At 54.1% G+C, this 18104-nt stretch carries 14 protein-coding genes; 3 read left to right on the top strand and 11 right to left on the bottom strand.

Annotated elements, in window-relative coordinates; translation table 11 throughout:
- Nucleotides 1-62: 62 nt before the first annotated feature.
- The gene (locus tag ACO7SM_RS04530; protein ID WP_490469874.1) at nt 63-1106 is read left to right on the top strand and encodes an aminopeptidase; all 1044 of its coding nucleotides are present in this window, start codon (nt 63-65) and stop codon (nt 1104-1106) included.
- An 88-nt stretch (nt 1107-1194) separates the two neighbouring features.
- Here ACO7SM_RS04530 and cysH read toward each other — a convergent pair whose 3' ends face one another.
- From cysH to cysJ, 3 genes are all read right to left on the bottom strand, one after another.
- Entirely contained in the window at nt 1195-1929 is a 735-nt protein-coding gene (gene cysH / locus ACO7SM_RS04525) for a phosphoadenosine phosphosulfate reductase (protein ID WP_490469873.1), read from the bottom strand.
- Nucleotides 1930-2031: 102 nt separating this feature from the next.
- On the bottom strand, nt 2032-3744 hold the full coding sequence (cysI, locus tag ACO7SM_RS04520; protein WP_490469872.1) for an assimilatory sulfite reductase (NADPH) hemoprotein subunit: 1713 nt from the start codon (nt 3742-3744) through the stop codon (nt 2032-2034).
- Nucleotides 3744-5543, bottom strand: a complete 1800-nt coding sequence (gene cysJ / locus ACO7SM_RS04515) for an NADPH-dependent assimilatory sulfite reductase flavoprotein subunit (RefSeq protein ID WP_490469871.1) — start codon at nt 5541-5543, stop codon at nt 3744-3746. Before cysJ ends, cysI begins: the two co-directional genes overlap by 1 nt.
- 305 nt (nt 5544-5848) lie before the next feature.
- Between cysJ and queD the strand changes: the two genes are divergently transcribed.
- Nucleotides 5849-6211 (top strand): 6-carboxytetrahydropterin synthase QueD, encoded by a 363-nt coding sequence (queD, locus tag ACO7SM_RS04510; protein WP_490469870.1) that lies wholly within the window; start codon nt 5849-5851, stop codon nt 6209-6211.
- Nucleotides 6212-6311: 100 nt separating this feature from the next.
- Here queD and queE read toward each other — a convergent pair whose 3' ends face one another.
- The 3 genes from queE to ACO7SM_RS04495 all read right to left on the bottom strand — a co-directional run bounded on the left by queE (nt 6312) and on the right by ACO7SM_RS04495 (nt 9300).
- Nucleotides 6312-6983 carry a 7-carboxy-7-deazaguanine synthase QueE gene (gene queE, locus ACO7SM_RS04505; protein ID WP_490469869.1) on the bottom strand — a complete coding sequence of 224 codons (672 nt, stop codon included), beginning with the start codon at nt 6981-6983 and terminating at the stop codon, nt 6312-6314.
- Between the two features lie 71 nt (nt 6984-7054).
- Nucleotides 7055-7744, bottom strand: coding sequence for an N-acetylmannosamine-6-phosphate 2-epimerase (locus ACO7SM_RS04500; RefSeq protein ID WP_490469868.1), 690 nt, complete (start codon nt 7742-7744; stop codon nt 7055-7057).
- Nucleotides 7741-9300 carry a PTS transporter subunit EIIC gene (locus ACO7SM_RS04495; RefSeq protein WP_490469867.1) on the bottom strand — a complete coding sequence of 520 codons (1560 nt, stop codon included), beginning with the start codon at nt 9298-9300 and terminating at the stop codon, nt 7741-7743. Before ACO7SM_RS04495 ends, ACO7SM_RS04500 begins: the two co-directional genes overlap by 4 nt.
- 165 nt (nt 9301-9465) lie before the next feature.
- On the opposite strand from ACO7SM_RS04495, the gene ACO7SM_RS04490 reads away from it, so the two are divergent.
- On the top strand, nt 9466-10290 hold the full coding sequence (locus tag ACO7SM_RS04490) for a MurR/RpiR family transcriptional regulator (protein WP_490469866.1): 825 nt from the start codon (nt 9466-9468) through the stop codon (nt 10288-10290).
- 56 nt (nt 10291-10346) lie between these two features.
- Here the strand turns inward: ACO7SM_RS04490 and eno are convergent, their stop codons facing one another.
- The 5 genes from eno to rlmD form a co-directional block, all read right to left on the bottom strand.
- Complete coding sequence (gene eno, locus ACO7SM_RS04485; RefSeq protein ID WP_490469865.1) at nt 10347-11642, bottom strand: phosphopyruvate hydratase; 1296 nt, start codon at nt 11640-11642, stop codon at nt 10347-10349.
- An 86-nt stretch (nt 11643-11728) separates the two neighbouring features.
- The gene (gene pyrG, locus ACO7SM_RS04480; protein WP_490469864.1) at nt 11729-13366 is read right to left on the bottom strand and encodes a glutamine hydrolyzing CTP synthase; all 1638 of its coding nucleotides are present in this window, start codon (nt 13364-13366) and stop codon (nt 11729-11731) included.
- A gap of 227 nt (nt 13367-13593) precedes the next feature.
- On the bottom strand, nt 13594-14385 hold the full coding sequence (gene mazG, locus ACO7SM_RS04475; protein WP_203360177.1) for a nucleoside triphosphate pyrophosphohydrolase: 792 nt from the start codon (nt 14383-14385) through the stop codon (nt 13594-13596).
- A gap of 112 nt (nt 14386-14497) precedes the next feature.
- Nucleotides 14498-16735: a GTP diphosphokinase gene (relA, locus tag ACO7SM_RS04470; RefSeq protein WP_490469863.1), complete on the bottom strand. Its 2238-nt coding sequence runs from the start codon at nt 16733-16735 to the stop codon at nt 14498-14500.
- 51 nt (nt 16736-16786) lie between these two features.
- The gene (gene rlmD, locus ACO7SM_RS04465) at nt 16787-18085 is read right to left on the bottom strand and encodes a 23S rRNA (uracil(1939)-C(5))-methyltransferase RlmD (protein WP_490469862.1); all 1299 of its coding nucleotides are present in this window, start codon (nt 18083-18085) and stop codon (nt 16787-16789) included.
- Nucleotides 18086-18104: the final 19 nt, after the last annotated feature.

The following is an 18104-nucleotide window of genomic DNA, read 5'->3' as shown; positions in this document are numbered from 1 at the left end:
ACCCGTGTCGCGGTTTCATACTAGGCGGGTAAAAATTTCTGCTTTGCATTTAAGGACTCACTATGTTTTCCGCATTGCGCCACCGTACCGCTGCCCTGGCGCTCGGCGTATGCTTTATCCTTCCCGCCCACGCGACGTCGCCGGACACGGGCACGATTGCAAATACTCAGGCCCGACATATTGCGACCTTTTTTCCTGGGCGAATGACCGGTTCCCCTGCGGAAATGCTGTCTGCCGATTATCTTCGTCAGCAATTTGAGCAGATGGGGTATCGCAGTGATATTCGAACGTTTAACAGCCGTTATATTTATACCGCGAGGGACAATCGCAAAAACTGGCATAACGTGACAGGCAGTACCGTCATTGCCGCGCATGAAGGTAAAGCGCCACAGCAGATTATTATTATGGCGCACCTGGATACCTACGCGCCGCAAAACGATGCGGACGCCGATGCCAATCTTGGCGGGCTGACGTTACAGGGCATTGACGATAACGCAGCCGGGTTGGGCGTCATGCTCGAACTGGCGGAAAGACTGAAAGATGTACCCACCGAATACAGTATCCGCTTTATCGCCACCAGCGGTGAAGAAGAAGGAAAACTGGGCGCCGAAAACCTGCTTAAGCGGATGAGCGCCACCGAGAAGAAAAATACGCTGTTGGTTATCAATCTCGATAATCTGATCGTCGGCGATAAGCTCTACTTCAATAGCGGGCAAAAAACCCCGGAAGCGGTGCGTAAACTGACGCGCGACCGCGCCCTGGCTATCGCCCGTCATCATGGCATTGCCGCCAGTTCCAACCCTGGTTTTAACAAGAACTATCCAAAAGGAACGGGTTGCTGCAACGATGCAGAGGTTTTCGATAAAGCAGGGATTGCCGTGCTCTCGGTTGAAGCCACAAACTGGAACCTGGGCAAAAAAGACGGTTATCAACAACGCGCGAAAACCGCCTCTTTCCCCGCCGGAAATAGCTGGCACAATGTGCGACTGGATAACCAGCAGCATATCGACAAGGCGCTGCCTGGACGCATTGAGCACCGTAGCCGCGACGTAGTTCGCATCATGCTACCGCTGGTGAAAGAGCTGGCAAAAGCAGAAAAAGCCTAGCGGGTAATCCAACGCTGAAAGACTGACTCACTGGTTAAAAAAACGCCCCCGGCCCTGCGGCAGGAGGCGTTAATTGTATTGGGCAAATTCAACCTTCGTGCAGTCCGCACTCGCGCTTGAGTCCGAAGAAACGGGTTTCCTCTTCGGCCATTCCGGGTTCCCATTTGCGGGTGGTGTGAGTGTCACCGACCGACAGATACCCCTGATCCCACAGCGGGTGATATTTCAGACCCTGTTTTTGCAGGTACTGATAAACCGTACGGTTGTCCCAGTCGATAATCGGCAGCACTTTAAAGATCCCGCGCTGAATCGCCAGCACGGGCAAATGCGCGCGACTGCCCGACTGCTCGCGGCGCAGGCCAGCAAACCAGGTTTGTGCGTTAAGATCGTTTAACGCCCGATTCATCGGCTCCACTTTGTTGATTTCATTGTATTTCTCAATGCCTTCAACGCCCTGCTCCCACAACTTACCGTAGCGCGCTTCCTGCCACGCGGCGCTCTGCGTCGCGCGGTAGACCTTCAGGTTCAGCCTGAGCTTGTCTGCTAACTCGTCAATAAACTGGTAGGTTTCCGGGAACAGATAGCCGGTATCGGTGAGGATCACCGGGATATCCGGGCGGATCTGATTGACCAGATGCAGGCTGACCGCCGCCTGGATGCCGAAGCTGGAAGAGAGCACGTATTCGCCGGGCAGATTTTCCAGCGCCCACGCCACGCGACCTTCAGCGTCAAGTTTTTCCAGTTGGCTGTTGGTTTGCGCCAGCGCCATCACTCGCTCAACTTTCGGAAGTTCGTTAAGCATGTTTAGATCGAGTTTAGACATCGTTACCTCACTGTTTGCCATGCCTGATGGCGCTACGCTTATCAGGCCTACACAATCCGTAGGCCGGATAAGGCATTCACGCCGCCATCCGGCAATGAGACGCTATTCCCAGAAATCTCTCGCCGGGTCGAGCACCGGGCGAATGATGCCCGCACGCACCGTAAAGTCACCGAAGCCTTCACCCGCTTCACGCTCTTTCACCCAGCGCCCAATCAGTTCATCGAGAGAGGCCAGAATCTCCGGCTCGGTAATATTCTCTTTAAACATCCGCGGGATGCGCGTCCCGCTGCGATTACCGCCCAGGTGCAGGTTGTAACGCCCCGGCGCTTTCCCGACCAGGCCGACTTCCGCCAGCATGGCGCGACCGCACCCGTTCGGACACCCCGTCACACGCATCACAATATGCTCGTCGCTGACGCCATGCTTTGCCATCAGCGTGTCGATATTATCGATAAACGTCGGCAGGAAACGCTCTGCTTCCGCCATCGCCAGCGGGCAGGTCGGGAACGACACGCAAGCCATTGAGTTTTCGCGCTGCGGCGTGACCGAATTCATCAGACCGCTGTCGCGCGCCAGTTTTTCGATCTTCGCTTTCTGGCTCTCTGGCACCCCGGCGATGATCAAATTCTGGTTGGCGGTGATACGAAACTCGCCTTTGTGGATCTTCGAGATCTCCAGCAGGCCGGTTTTCAGCGGACGCCCCGGATAATCCAGAATACGACCGTTCTCAATAAACAGCGTCAGGTGCCATTTATTGTCGATACCTTTTACCCAGCCGATACGATCGCCACGTCCGGTAAATTCATACGGGCGGATCGGCGCGAATGTAATGCCCGCGCGGCGTTCCACTTCCGCTTTGAACGTCTCAACGCCGACGCGCTCCAGCGTGTATTTGGTTTTCGCGTTTTTACGATCGGTACGGTTGCCCCAGTCGCGCTGGGTCGTGACCACTGCTTCCGCCACCGCCAGCGTGTGCTCCAGCGGAATATAGCCAAACTCACTCGCCGTACGGGCGTAGGTTTTCTTGTTGCCGTGTTCGATGGAAAGCCCACCGCCCACCAGCAGGTTAAAGCCCACCAGCTTGCCGTTTTCGGCAATCGCCACGAAGTTCATGTCGTTGGCGTGCAGATCGATATCGTTCTGCGGCGGGATCACCACCGTGGTTTTAAACTTACGCGGCAGATAGGTCTGGCCGAGGATCGGTTCTTCATCAGTGGTCGCGACTTTCTCCTGATCAAGCCAGATCTCCGCATAGGCGCGGGTGCGCGGCAGCAGATGCTCAGAGATCTTCTTCGCCCATTCATAGGCTTCGGCGTGCAGTTCGGACTCGTACGGGTTCGACGTGCAGAGCACGTTACGGTTCATGTCGTTGGCGGTTGCCAGCGCGTCCAGCCCCACCGAGTGCAGCATCTGATGCACTGGCTTCACGTTCTTCTTCAGAATGCCGTGGAACTGAAAGGTCTGACGGTTGGTCAGACGAATGCTGCCGTAGATCGTGTTGTCATGGGCGAATTTATCAATCGCCTGCCACTGTTTGGTGGTGATCACCCCACCCGGCAGGCGGCAGCGCAGCAGCATCGCATGACGCGGCTCCAGCTTCTGTTCGGCACGCTCGGCGCGGATATCGCGATCGTCCTGCTGATACATGCCGTGAAAGCGGATCAGCAAGAAGTTGTCGCCTTTGAAACCGCCGGTAAGCGTGTCATTCAAATCGTCTGCAATGGTGCCGCGCAGATAGTTGCTTTCCAGCTTCATGCGCTCGGCGTCCGTCAGTTTGCCTTCGACCACTAAAGGCCCTGGATGTTTTTCGCTCATTAGTAGACATCTCGCTGATAACGGCGCTCAACGCGCAGCTCACTTAAAAATTCATCCGCTGCTTCGGCGTCCATACCGCCGAATTCAGCAATCACATCCAGCAAAGCCTGCTCAACGTCTTTCGCCATGCGATTAGCGTCGCCGCAGACATAAAGGTGGGCACCGTCATTGATCCAGCGCCACAGCTCTGCGCCCTGTTCGCGCAGTTTGTCTTGTACATAAACTTTTTGTTTTTGGTCGCGAGACCAGGCCAGATCGATGCGGTTCAACACGCCCTCTTTGACGTAGCGCTGCCATTCGACCTGGTAAAGGAAATCTTCCGTAAAGTGCGGGTTGCCAAAGAACAGCCAGTTTTTCCCCGGCGCTTCATCCGCCGTACGCTGCTGCATAAAGGCGCGGAACGGCGCGATACCGGTGCCCGGGCCAATCATAATGACCGGCGTCTCCGGATTGGCTGGCAGACGGAAGTTGTCGTTGTGTTCGATAAACACGCGGACTTCCCCTTCTTCCTCGACGCGATCGGCGAGGAAGCTCGACGCCCCGCCCGCCCGCGCACGGCCTTCAATTTCATAGCGCACCGCACCAACGGTCACGTGGACTTCGCTCTCCACCTCCGCCTGTGACGAGGCGATGGAGTAAAGGCGCGGCGTCAGCGGACGCAGCAGACCGATGAGCACTTCGGCGTCCAGTTGTGCCGGAGAGAAGCGCACCATATCGACTATCGGGGTGGTCGCGGCGTACTGCTGCAACTTCGCTTTATCGCCCACCAGCGGCAGCAGGGATTCACTGCGCGTCAGCGTGGCATAGTTTTCAACGATATTGGCGGTGTTGACCGTCAGTTCAAAATGCCACGCCAGTGCGTCTGCAAGCGGCAGAACTTTGCCCTCGACGGTGACGGGTTCATCACCTTTTAGCCACAGCAGTTCGACCATCTCTTTGACCAGCGCCGGATCGTTTTGATACCAGACGCCCAGCGCATCGCCAGGCTGATAACGCAGGCCAGAATCGCCTAAATCGATTTCGATATGACGCACGTCTTTTTCAGAATCACGGCCGGTAATTTTCTGATTAACAGAAAGGCTCGCGGTAAGTGGCGCTTCTTTGGTATACGGACTGGTATGAATTTCGTTGACCGCCCCTGTCGCAACCGACAGTGAAGGTGCGGCAACCGGCGCACGCGCTTTCAGTACCTCTACCACCCGGGCACGCCACTCGCTTGCGGCTGACTGGTATTCCACATCGGCATCAACCCTGTCCAGCAGGCGTTCTGCACCGAGTTCCGCCAGTTTGCTGTCAAAATCTTTACCGGACTGGCAGAAAAACTCATACGAGGTGTCGCCAAGGCCGAAAACCGCAAACGCGGTGCCGTTGAGTTTTGGCGCTTTTTTCGAGAACAGGAATTTATGCAGTGCGACGGCTTCTTCTGCCGGCTCCCCTTCCCCCTGCGTTGAGGCAACAACGATCAGCAGTTTTTCATTGGCGATCTGTTTGAATTTGTAGTCGCCCGCGTTGACCAACGTGACGCTGAGTTTTGCCGCCAGCAGATCGTCGCGCAGGGCTTCGGCCACACGGCGCGCATTGCCCGTTTGCGACGCAGAAATCAGCGTGATGCCCGGCATTTGAGCCGCAGGCGCGGGGGCCGTCGCTGTCGAGCCGGGTTGCTGATTCAGCATGCCCCAGAAATAGCCGGAAACCCACGCAAGCTGCGTAGGCGTGAGATCGGTCGCGGCCGCCTGAAGGCGTGCCAGTTGCTCCGGGTTCAGCGGAAGCAAAGCGGAAGGTGGGGCCTGTGTCGTCATGCGTCGTTATGTTCCAGTAAGCAAGGCGGATTTAAGCAATAAAACCCAAACTGATGATAAGGTTAACGGCGAGGATAGTAACAATTAAAGAAGGGTTGGAAATAACAAATAACCAAATGGACTAACCTGTTTTAACTATACTTATTAACAGCAAAAACGATTATCTAATCCCATGAAATTAAAGAAAATAAAAAAGTTAATCGCGATAAATAGCGTAATCAGCGGCTGAGCGCCGTTTTAGTTAATGATAAAAAATGTACTTTCCGGTACCCTACGGCGGTTTTTCGTATCATTGAGAGCTAATCATGACCACCACCCTGTTTAAAGATTTCACCTTCGAAGCCGCCCACCGCCTGCCGCATGTCCCTGCCGGGCATAAATGTGGCCGTCTGCACGGTCATTCATTCATGGTGCGACTCGAAATTACCGGTGAAGTCTGCCCGCATACAGGTTGGATCATCGATTTCGCCGAACTCAAAGCGGCATTCAAACCGACCTACGATCGTCTGGATCACTACTATCTGAACGATATCCCGGGTCTGGAGAATCCAACCAGCGAGGTGCTGGCACACTGGATTTGGGATCAGGTTAAACCTGTCGTCCCTCTGCTAAGCGCGGTGATGGTGAAAGAAACCTGCACGGCGGGCTGCATTTATCGCGGCGAGTGATTCTGTGCACTTGCCGGATGGCGACGCAAAGCGTCTTATCCGGCCTACAAAACTCGTCGCCCTTGTAGGCCGGATAAGCGCAGCGCCATCCGGCTTTAAGTCACGCAATATTCAGATATTTGTGCGTCTGCATGGAGAGACGCCAGTTGCGGGCGATGCAGGTTTCGATGCACAGGCGCGTCGCGTCTTCTTTCTGACTGATGGGCTGTAGAGCAATAATGCGCGGTTTATCATCGGTCAATGTGGCCAGCAGTTCATCCAGCGCTTCAATGTCGCGAACCCGCCCAACCGGATGTTTGATTTCATTGGCACGCTCCAGCGCCTGTGAAAGCACGTCATAGCCACCACGCATATTCACTTTCGGAGAAACCGTCACCCAGGTATTGGGCGTACAGCGGACTTCGTGGGTGCCGCTGGTTTCAATCTGGCAACTGAAACCGTTCTTTTCCAGTAACTCGGTCAGCGGCATTAAATCATGAATGCAGGGCTCACCGCCGGTTATCACCACATGACGTGCGGTATAACCCTGTCGGCCAATTACCGCCAGCAGATCTTCGCTGCTCGCCGCGCCCCATTTGTCGCTCTCTTTGGTTTTTGCCAGGATGCTATACAGGGACACTTCCCGATCCTCAAGCTTATCCCAGGTGTGTTTGGTATCGCACCAGGCACAGCCAACCGGGCATCCCTGTAAACGAATGAAAATAGCGGGGACACCGGTAAAATAACCCTCACCTTGCAGGGTCTGGAACATCTCGTTAATCGGGTACTGCATAATCATCTCAATGTGGGGATAAACGATAATTATCGCAGATCCCCGCCAAAGTATCATGCCCCATCGGTGCTTTAGGCGGTGATTGCCGCAATAAAGCGCTCTGTTATCTGCTGCGGACGGGTGATAGCACCGCCCACCACAACGGTGTGTGCGCCTAACGCAAGGCAACGCGCTGCCAGCTCCGGCGTTTCGACATTCCCTTCCGCCACCACCGGAACCGTCACGGCAGCCAGCACATCGCGTAAAAAGTTGCAGTCATTCTCCGGTAAGCGGTGACCTGCCGTCTCTGCGGTGTAGCCATAGAGCGTGGTTCCTACGCAGTCGAACCCCAGCGCCTGCGCCGTGACCGCCTCTTCGACGCTGGCAATATCCGCCATCAGTAAAACCGCCGGATAGCGGGAACGGATCTGCGCAACCAGCGCCTCCAGCGTTTGTTCCTGCGGGCGTGGGCGCGCGGTGGCGTCGAGTGCAATAATTTCCGGCCCCACGCTCATCAGCTCATCCACTTCTTTCATCGTGGCGGTAATAAATACCTCGCTGTCCGGGTAATCACGTTTGATGATGCCAATCACCGGTAATGAAACCTGCTGTTTGATGGCGGCAATATCCACCACGCTATTCGCGCGGATCGCCGCCGCTCCACCTTGTGCTGCCGCCAGCGCCATGCGCGACATAATAAACGGGCTGTGTAAGGGCTCATGTTCCAGCGCCTGGCAGGAGACGACTAACTTGCCTTTCAGGTTATCCAGTACAGTTTTCATTGCGATAATGTCTCTTCAATTTCATTTTTGATGATCGTGACGTGCGGGCCATAAATGACCTGGACACCGTTACCACGCAGGATGACGCCTCGCGCGCCGGTCGCTTTCAACGCCGCTTCATCCACCTTTGCGCCCTCTTTGACCGTGACGCGCAAACGCGTTGCACAGCAGTCCACGTCTTCAAGGTTGTCTTTGCCGCCCAGTCCGCTAATCACTGCCGCCGCGCGTTCGCTTTGCGGGAGCACACTTTCTACCGTTGTCTCTTTCTCACGCCCCGGCGTCATGAAACCAAAGCGGTTAATCAGGAAGCGGAACGTAAAGTAGTACAAGAAGAACCACGGTACGCCGACCAGCGGGACGTACATCCAGTGGGTTTTGGCTTCGCCCTGCAGCACGCCAAAGAGAATGAAATCGATAAACCCGCCAGAGAACGTCTGACCGATCGTGATATGCAAAATATGCGCGATCATAAACGCCAGCCCGTCGAAGAAGGCGTGAATGACATACAGAACCGGCGCCACAAACAGGAAGGAGAACTCAATCGGCTCGGTGATCCCCGTCAGGAAGGAGGTCAGCGCGGCAGACAACAACAGCCCGGCAACCCGTTTCTTGTTCTCAGCATTCGCCGTGTGATACATCGCCAGACACGCGCCAATCAGGCCGAACATCATGGTGATAAAGCGACCGGACATAAAGCGCGAGGTACCGATGTAAAACTGTTGAACATTGGGGTCGGCAAGCTGGGCGAAGAAAATACGCTGTGTACCTTCAACCAGTTGACCATTGACGATTTCACTCCCTCCCAGCGCCGTCGTCCAGAAGGGCAGATAGAAGATATGGTGCAGACCAAACGGGCCGAGCATACGCAGAATAAAGCCGTACAGAAACGTCCCCAGATACCCCGTCGCATCCACCAGACCGCCCAGACCAAAAATCAGTTTCTGGAAATGTGGCCACACCACGGTCATCGCCGCACCCACCAGAATCGCCGCCAGCGAACTGATGATCGGCACAAAGCGCGAGCCGCCAAAAAAGCCCAGGAACTGCGGCAACGCAATTTTGTTGAAACGCTGATGCAGAACGCAGGTCACCAGACCAATCACCACGCCGCCGAAAACCCCCGTTTCCAGGGTCTGGATACCCAGCGTCATCCCCTGCCCGACGGCACCTGGATTCTCGAGCGCCAGCGTACCGGTCAGGATCAGCAAGGCGTTGATCGTGGCATTCATCACTAAAAACGCCAGCAGCGCCGCAAGACCGGCCGTCCCTTTATCGGTTTTCGCCAGCCCGACCGCCACCCCAACGGCAAACAGCACCGAGAGGTTGGCAAATACAATCGAGCCCGCGCTGCTCATGATTGTAAAAATGGCCTGTAGCCAGCCGATATCCAGAAACGGATAGGCGGTAATGGTGTTCGGATTCGAGAGCGCGCCACCGATCCCCAACAACAAGCCTGCAGCAGGCAACACCGCAATCGGTAGCATGAACGATTTTCCAAACCGCTGCGCCTTTTCAAACCAGGCACCCGAGGAGGCACCGCTGAACATTTGCATCATTTTTTCACTTCCCCATCAATCGATGAAAATTTTTACCACACAAATAAATTAAAGTGAAAATTATCATCACAAACCAGGGAGCGGATCATACTTTTTTAAAATAACTGGCATCGATCCCCTGCTTTCCTCCACACTAGCCACAGAGAAACGCATTAAGGATCTTGCATGTCAGAAAATGAAAATTTGCTGCTGAGGCTGCGCCAGGGGGTTTCCGGATACAGCCCGACTCAGCAAAAGCTGGGAGAGTTTGTCTTAAACGATCCAGCAAAAGTGCTCTACCTGACGATTACCGAACTGGCCCGGGAAAGCGACACCAGTGAAGCAAGCGTCACGCGCTTATGCCGCACGCTGGGCTGTAAAGGCTATACCGAATTTAAGATGGCGCTGGCGCTGGATATTCAGCAGGGGCAACCCGCTTCGCAAAGCGGCGATGAGATTGATAACGTCGTCAATGAGTCTGTGCAGGCCTTGCAGGACACGGCAAAATTACTCGACAGAGCGATGCTGGAGAAAGCCGCGCTGGCGCTGCATCAGGCGCACGCTGTGCAGATCTACGGCGTGGCCGCCAGTGCGATTCTTGGGGAATATTTGCATTACAAACTCCTGCGACTGGGTAAACCTGCGCAGCTTTTCAGCGATATGCACCGTGCTGCCATGAATGCCGCTACGCTTTCAAAAGAGACGCTAGTGGTGGCTATCTCCAGTTCAGGCTCAACCCGCGATTTGTTGCATGTGGTTAAGCTTGCCCGCAAGCGTGGCGTACCAGTGCTGGTTCTGAGCAATACGCCGCGTAGCCCGCTGGGTTCATTGAGTGATTTCCAACTGGTGGCCGCCAAACCGGAAGGGCCGCTGAGCGCCGGGGCGCTGAATGCCAAAGTCGGGGTCATGCTGTTAGTTGAACTGCTCACCACATCGCTGATTGCACTGGATGAGGGTTACAGCAATGTAAGCCAACAAACAGCCAGCGCAACGCTACCGCTGCTGCTGTAGTGCAGGCATAAAAAAACCCGCCGAGGCGGGTTTTTTCTTAAGAGGTAAGGTTCAGATTACTGACCTTTGATCTCTTTACGACCGTTGTACGGTGCTTTTTCACCCAGCGCTTCTTCGATACGAATCAGCTGGTTGTATTTAGCTACACGGTCAGAACGGCTCATAGAACCGGTTTTGATCTGGCCTGCTGCAGTACCAACAGCCAGGTCAGCGATGGTAGCGTCTTCAGTTTCGCCAGAACGGTGAGAGATAACGGCAGTGTAGCCAGCATCTTTCGCCATTTTGATCGCAGCCAGAGTTTCGGTCAGAGAACCGATCTGGTTGAATTTGATCAGAATGGAGTTAGCGATACCGTTGTCGATACCACGTTTCAGGATTTTGGTGTTAGTTACGAACAGGTCGTCACCAACTAACTGAAGTTTGTCGCCCATAACTTTAGTCTGGTATGCGAAACCATCCCAGTCAGACTCGTCCAGACCGTCTTCGATGGAAACGATCGGGTACTGTTTAGTCAGGTCTTCCAGGAAGTGGGTAAATTCTTCAGAGGTGAAGGATTTGTTGCCTTCGCCAGCCAGAACGTATTTACCGTCTTTGTAGAATTCAGACGCTGCACAGTCCATCGCCAGAGTGATGTCGGTGCCCAGCTCGTAACCTGCTGCTTTAACCGCTTCAGCAATAACAGCCAGCGCTTCTGCGTTGGAACCCAGGTTCGGCGCGTAGCCACCTTCGTCACCAACAGCAGTACCCATGCCTTTAGATTTCAGAACTTTAGCCAGGGTGTGGAACACTTCAGAACCCATACGGATGGCTTCTTTCAGGGTTTTTGCGCCAACAGGCTGGATCATGAACTCTTGAATATCAACGTTGTTGTCAGCGTGCTCACCACCGTTGATGATGTTCATCATCGGAACCGGCATAGAGTATTTGCCCGGAGTACCGTTCAGCTCAGCAATGTGCTCGTACAGCGGCATGCCTTTAGCGGCAGCAGCAGCTTTGGCGTTAGCCAGAGACACAGCGAGGATTGCGTTCGCACCGAAGTTGGATTTGTTTTCAGTACCGTCCAGGTCGATCATGATTTTATCGATGCCAGCCTGGTCTTTGGCGTCTTTGCCAAGGATAGCCTGAGCGATCGGGCCGTTAACCGCGCCAACAGCTTTGGTTACGCCTTTACCCAGGAAACGGGATTTGTCGCCATCGCGCAGTTCCAGCGCTTCGCGGGAACCGGTAGAAGCACCTGACGGAGCAGCTGCCATACCGACGAAACCACCCTCCAGGTGTACTTCGGCTTCAACAGTCGGGTTACCACGGGAGTCGATGATTTCACGACCGATGACTTTAACGATTTTGGACATTAGATTTTCCTCAGTACAAGTTAAACTAAAACTCCAGACAAACAACGCGTACCTGAGGTACGCGTTGCCGTTCTAACTTTTTACTCTTACTTCACCTGACGCTTCTGATGCTCGCTGGCGGCTTTCACAAAGCCCGCAAACAGCGGATGGCCATCACGTGGCGTGGAAGTAAATTCCGGGTGGAACTGACAGGCCACGAACCACGGATGATTCGGTACCTCAATGATCTCGACCAACTGATCATCACCGGAACGGCCTGCAACGCGCAGACCCGCAGCTTCAATTTGTTTCAACAGCATATTGTTGACTTCGTAGCGGTGGCGATGGCGTTCAACAATCGTCGGCGTACCGTACAGCTTACGCACCAGACTCTCGTCGTCCAACTGACACTGCTGCGCGCCAAGGCGCATCGTGCCGCCCAGATCGCTTTTTTCGGTACGGACTTCAACGTTGCCGTCTTCGTCACGCCATTCGGTAATCAGGGCCACCACCGGGTACTTACAGTCTGGCACAAATTCCGTCGAGTTGGCGTTGTCCATACCGACGACGTTACGTGCAAACTCAATCAACGCAACCTGCATACCCAGGCAAATGCCCAGATAAGGAATATTGTTCTCACGCGCATAGCGTGCGGTAGCGATCTTGCCTTCTACACCACGGTAGCCAAAGCCGCCCGGGATAAGAATAGCATCCAAATCTTTCAGAATTTCGACGCCGCGCGTTTCCACATCCTGCGAATCAATCAGCTTGATGTTAACGGTCACGCGGTTTTTCAGGCCACCGTGTTTCAGCGCTTCAATCACTGATTTGTAAGCGTCCGGCAGTTCAATGTACTTGCCGACCATACCAATAGTGACTTCACCTGCCGGATTAGCTTCTTCGTAGATAACCTGTTCCCATTCTGACAGATTTGCTTCCGGACAGTTCAAGCTGAATCGTTTACAAATATAATCGTCAAGACCCTGAGATTTCAACAGGCCTGGAATTTTATAAATGGAATCGACATCTTTCATTGAAATAACGGCTTTTTCTGGCACGTTACAGAACAATGCAATTTTTGCACGTTCGTTGGCCGGAATCGCACGGTCGGAACGGCAAACCAGGATGTCAGGCTGAATACCGATGGACAGCAGCTCTTTTACAGAGTGCTGAGTCGGTTTGGTTTTGACTTCACCGGCCGCGGCCAGATAAGGCACCAGGGTCAGGTGCATGAACAGCGCGTGTTCACGACCGATATCCACTGCCAACTGGCGAATCGCTTCAAGGAACGGTAAGGACTCGATATCACCGACGGTACCGCCGATTTCAACCAGCACCACGTCGTGACCTTCGCCACCCGCCAGAACGCGCTCTTTAATCGCATTGGTGATGTGCGGGATAACCTGTACGGTTGCGCCAAGATAATCGCCACGGCGTTCTTTACGCAAAACGTCGGAGTAGATACGACCTGTGGTGAAGTTGTTGCGGCGGCTCATTTTGGTGCGGATGAAACGCTCATAGTGCCCCAGGTCCAGATCGGTTTCAGCGCCGTCTTCAGTAACGAACACTTCCCCGTGTTGGATTGGGCTCATAGTGCCCGGATCGACGTTGATATACGGATCCAGTTTCATCATGGTCACATTGAGACCACGGGCTTCAAGAATGGCTGCGAGGGAGGCTGCGGCAATGCCTTTTCCCAGAGAGGATACAACCCCGCCGGTCACAAAAATATAGTTCGTTGTCATGCTGAACCTGAGAAGTTAGGTTTAAAAGACGATGGAATAACCAAGACGGGAAAGCAGTATACCCGAACATGACGTACGCCACAAACTTTCATTATTCCTCCTCTTCATCAGGCTCACATTAATATTGGGAGTGAGAAAATAGCCCCTTTGGGCTAAATGTTTTTGACGCAAATCAAGAGCTTGTTATTTAAAGAATCACACAAAACGCCCTTGACCGCTTAAATCCCTTAGAGATCAATTTCCTGGCGTTTTACCTGCTGCCAGACCTCTTCCATGGTTTCCAAATCTACCCCAGTCATTTCCAGACCTCGGGCTGCGACAATGCGTTCAACTTCACGAAAACGACGTTCGAACTTTTCGTTCGCTTTTTGTAACGCAGTCTCTGCTTTGGTACCTAAATGGCGGGCCATATTGACTGTCGCAAACAGCAAATCGCCCATTTCCTCCTCCAGTTTAGCCTGGTCTACGACGACCTGCCGCGCCTCAAACATGACCTCGTCAATCTCTTCATAAACCTTATCGACGACCGGCCCGAGCGTAGTCCAGTCAAAGCCAACATTTGAACAGCGTTTCTGGATTTTTTGCGCGCGCATTAATGCCGGTAAACTGCGGGGAATATCATCCAGTGCCGAAAGCTGTGCTTTGTCGGCACGCTCTTCCGTTTTGATCTGCTCCCAGCGGGTAAGTACTTCGGTGCTGGTATTGGCGCACGCATCGGCAAACACATGCGGATGGCGACGTTCAAGTTTGTCGCTAATGGCGGCGCAAATATCGTTAAAATCGAACCGCCCCTCTTCCTGCGCCATCTGGGCGTAGAACACAACCTGAAATAACAGGTCGCCCAATTCACCACGCAGATCGTCAAAATCTTCGCGGGCAATGGCATCCAGCACTTCGTAAGTCTCTTCCAGCGTATGCGGCGCAATGGTGGCAAAAGTTTGCTCTTTATCCCACGGACAGCCATTTTCCGGGTCACGCAGACGCTTCATGATGCCGAGCAGGCGGTCGATTTGATTCATGTGAGATCCTGAGAGTTGTAACCAATGTTGGCCTGATAAGACGTATCGCGTCGTCATCAGGCAAAAAAATGCCGGATAGCGGCGAATGCCTTATCCGGCCTAAAGAATAAAATTAACTTCCGTGCAAACGACGGGCGTCGATCACATCCGGTACCTGGTTCAGCTTACCGAGCACCCGGCCCAGCACCTGCAGGTTGTAAATCTCGATGGTCATATCAATAGTGGCAAGCTGTTGCTTAGTATCACTTCGACTGGCGACGCCCAGTACGTTCACTTTTTCGTTCGCCAGAATGGTGGTGATGTCGCGCAGCAGCCCGCTGCGATCGTTGGCCTGAACACGCACAACCAGCGAATAACCGGCGGAATAACTTTCGCCCCAGACCGCATCCACAATCCGTTCCGGCGCGTGGGAACGCAGTTCTGTCAGTTGTTCGCAGTCCGCACGGTGCACGGAAATACCGCGCCCCTGGGTGATAAATCCGACAATCTCATCGCCCGGAATCGGCTGGCAGCAGCGGGCAATGTGGTGCATCAGGTTCCCGACACCTTCGACCACGACACGACCATCATCTTTGCGACGGTTCTGCGGCGCCTGCGATTTCTGCTGCAACTGTTTCAGTGCGGCGGCATCCTGTTCGGCGGCGCTGGGTTTATTGAACTGTGACTGCAGGAAGTTCACCATCTGGTTAAGACGGATATCCCCGCCGCCAATTGCCGCCAGCAGTTCATCCAGCTCGTTAAAGCTGTAGCGAGGCAGCAGGTGCTTTTCCGCTTCCTTCAGGCTGATGCCCAAATGTTCCAGTTCGTCGTCAAGGATCTGGCGACCCGCAAGGATGTTTTTGTCCCGGTCTTGCTTGCGGAACCAGGCATGAATTTTTGACCGGCCACGGCTGGTGGTGACATAGCCTAAGTTCGGGTTGAGCCAGTCGCGGCTGGGGTTCGGCTGCTTCTGGGTGATAATTTCTATCTGATCGCCCATTTGCAACTGATAGGTAAACGGCACAATGCGTCCGCCGATTTTCGCCCCGATGCAGCGGTGCCCCACATCACTGTGGATATGGTAAGCAAAGTCGAGCGGCGTAGATCCTGCGGGCAAGTCCACCACGTCACCTTTCGGGGTAAAGACATACACGCGGTCATCAAAGACCTGGCTACGGACTTCGTCCAGCATTTCGCCGGAATCGGCCATCTCTTCCTGCCAGGCAATCAGTTTACGCAGCCAGGCAATCCGGTCTTCGTGGCCAGAGCGCGCCGCCGCCCCCGACGCGGGGCCTTCTTTGTACTTCCAGTGCGCTGCGACGCCCAGTTCGGCGTCTTCATGCATCTGGCGGGTACGAATCTGAATTTCGATGGTTTTGCCACCCGGCCCAAGCACGACGGTATGGATAGACTGATAACCATTGGGTTTCGGATTGGCGACGTAGTCGTCAAACTCATCGGGGAGATGGCGATAGTGCGTATGCACAATCCCCAGCGCGGCGTAGCAATCCTGTAAACGCTCCGCCACGATGCGCACAGCGCGCACATCGAACAACTCATCAAACGCCAACTGCTTTTTCTGCATTTTGCGCCAGATGCTATAGATATGTTTCGGGCGACCGTACACTTCCGCTTTCACGCCTTCGGTCTTCATCTCTGCGCGCAGATGACCGACAAACTCGTCGATGTAATGCTCACGGTCAATGCGCCGTTCATGCAGCAGTTTGGCAATGCGTTTGTATTCTGCCGGGTGCAGGTAACGGAAGCAGTAATCTTCCAGTTCCCATTTCAGTTGCCCGATCCCTAAGCGGTTTGCCAGCGGTGCGTAGATGTTGGTGCACTCTTTTGCCGCCAGCACGCGTTCGTCTTCCGGCGCGTCTTTCACTTCACGCAGATGCGCAATACGTTCCGCCAGCTTGATCACCACGCAGCGGAAATCGTCCACCATCGCCAGCAGCATCCGGCGAACGTTATCAACCTGTTCAGATGAGACGGAGTCGGTGTGCGTCGCTTTAAGCTGGCGGATTGCCGCCATGTCGCGAACGCCATGAATAAGATTGACGATGGACTTACCTACGCTCTCGCGCAGAACATCCTCACTGACAACATTACCATCCGCCAGAGGGAACAACAGCGCAGCCCGCAACGTGTCGATATCCATACTCAGCATAGAGAGGATTTCCACCATCTCCACGCCGCGCCACAGCAACAACTCCGCATTCGGGTGTCCCTGTGTCTGTTGCAGGCAGTACGCCCAGGTTTCGGCTAAGCGCTCACACGACGGCTGGTTGGTGATTCCCAGACTCGTGATCCATTTTTTCGGATCAAATTCACCCGCTTTATTAAGATGTGCACTTCTTACCGCAACCATTGTCCTCTCCTTAAGGGACCAGGTCTGCCAGGATCAGCAAACCGTAATTCATTACAACTGCTCAAACAACACCATCGACTCCAGGTGCCCAGTGTGCGGGAACATGTCGAGCATCGCCAGCCGCTTAATTTGGTAACCTGCGCTCAACAACGCTTCGCTATCACGAGCCAGCGTGGCTGGGTTACAGGATACATAAACAATGCGGCCAGGGTTCAATTTTATAATATGTTGCATCACACCTGCAGCCCCAGCGCGAGCAGGATCGAGCAAGATTTTGTCGAAACCTTCAGCCGCCCACGGCTGCTGAGTCACATCGTCTTCGAGATTCTCGTGAAAGAATGTCACATTGTGTAATCCGTTGCGCAATGCATTTTCACGCCCTTTTTCTACCAGGGCGGGGACGCCTTCTACGCCCACCACATGACGGGCGCGCGTTGCCAATGGCAGGGTAAAATTGCCCATCCCACAGAAAAGATCTAACACGCGATCGTGAGGTTGGATATCCAGCCACTCCATCGCTCGCGCGACCATGAGCTGATTTACCCCAGCGTTAACCTGAATAAAGTCACGCGGACTGAAGGTTAAGCGTAGCCCGTTTGAATCGTACCAGGGCGCCTCCCCGGAAATCGGCTCAAGTATGTCGCTTTGAGGCGCCAGAAACAGAAACAGTCCCTCAGAATGCGAAAAGCGTTCCAGTTTTTCTTTGTCTGCCGCACTTAAGGGGCCGGTATGACGCAGGATCATCAGCGTGCCGTTCTCTGCCTGCACCAGCTCAACATGACCAAGATGGCGAATGGCCTGCAGGTCGGCAAGGCATGCCCTAAGACCGGGCAACAGAGCCTCAAGTTGGGGCACCAAAACGGGACACTGCATCACCTCGACAATGTCACTGGAATTGGCTTTGCGAAATCCCATCTGAAGATGCTGTGTTTTGGGTTGATAGTTCAGGCTCAGTCGCGCGCGACGACGGTAATTCCACGCAGACCCGGCAATGACTTCAGAAACCTCATTTTTCATTAAACGCGCGAGCGCCGCACTTTTGCTTTGCTGTTGCAGGGCAATGCTGGCATGTTGTTGCTGACATCCACCGCAAATACCAAAATGCGGACAGCGTGGCGTTTCACGCTCTGGACTCTCTTTGAGACGACGTTTAACCTGGGCGCGGGCGTACTGTTTTTTATCTTCGGTAATCACGACTTCAGCGCTTTCTTGCGGCAGCAATCCCGGGATAAACAAGGCCTTTCCGTTGTGGCGAGCAACGCCCTGACCAAAGGGATCCAGGTCATTGACTGTAACGGTTATGATCTGACGCGTCGTCACGCGTCGTTTTGCAGAGTAGAATTGCGCCATTGACGAGGTTTTTCTCAAT

It is taken from the genome of Citrobacter sp. LJND-P06 (assembly GCF_058188415.1).
This window is presented reverse-complemented; position numbering and strand designations above follow the sequence as displayed.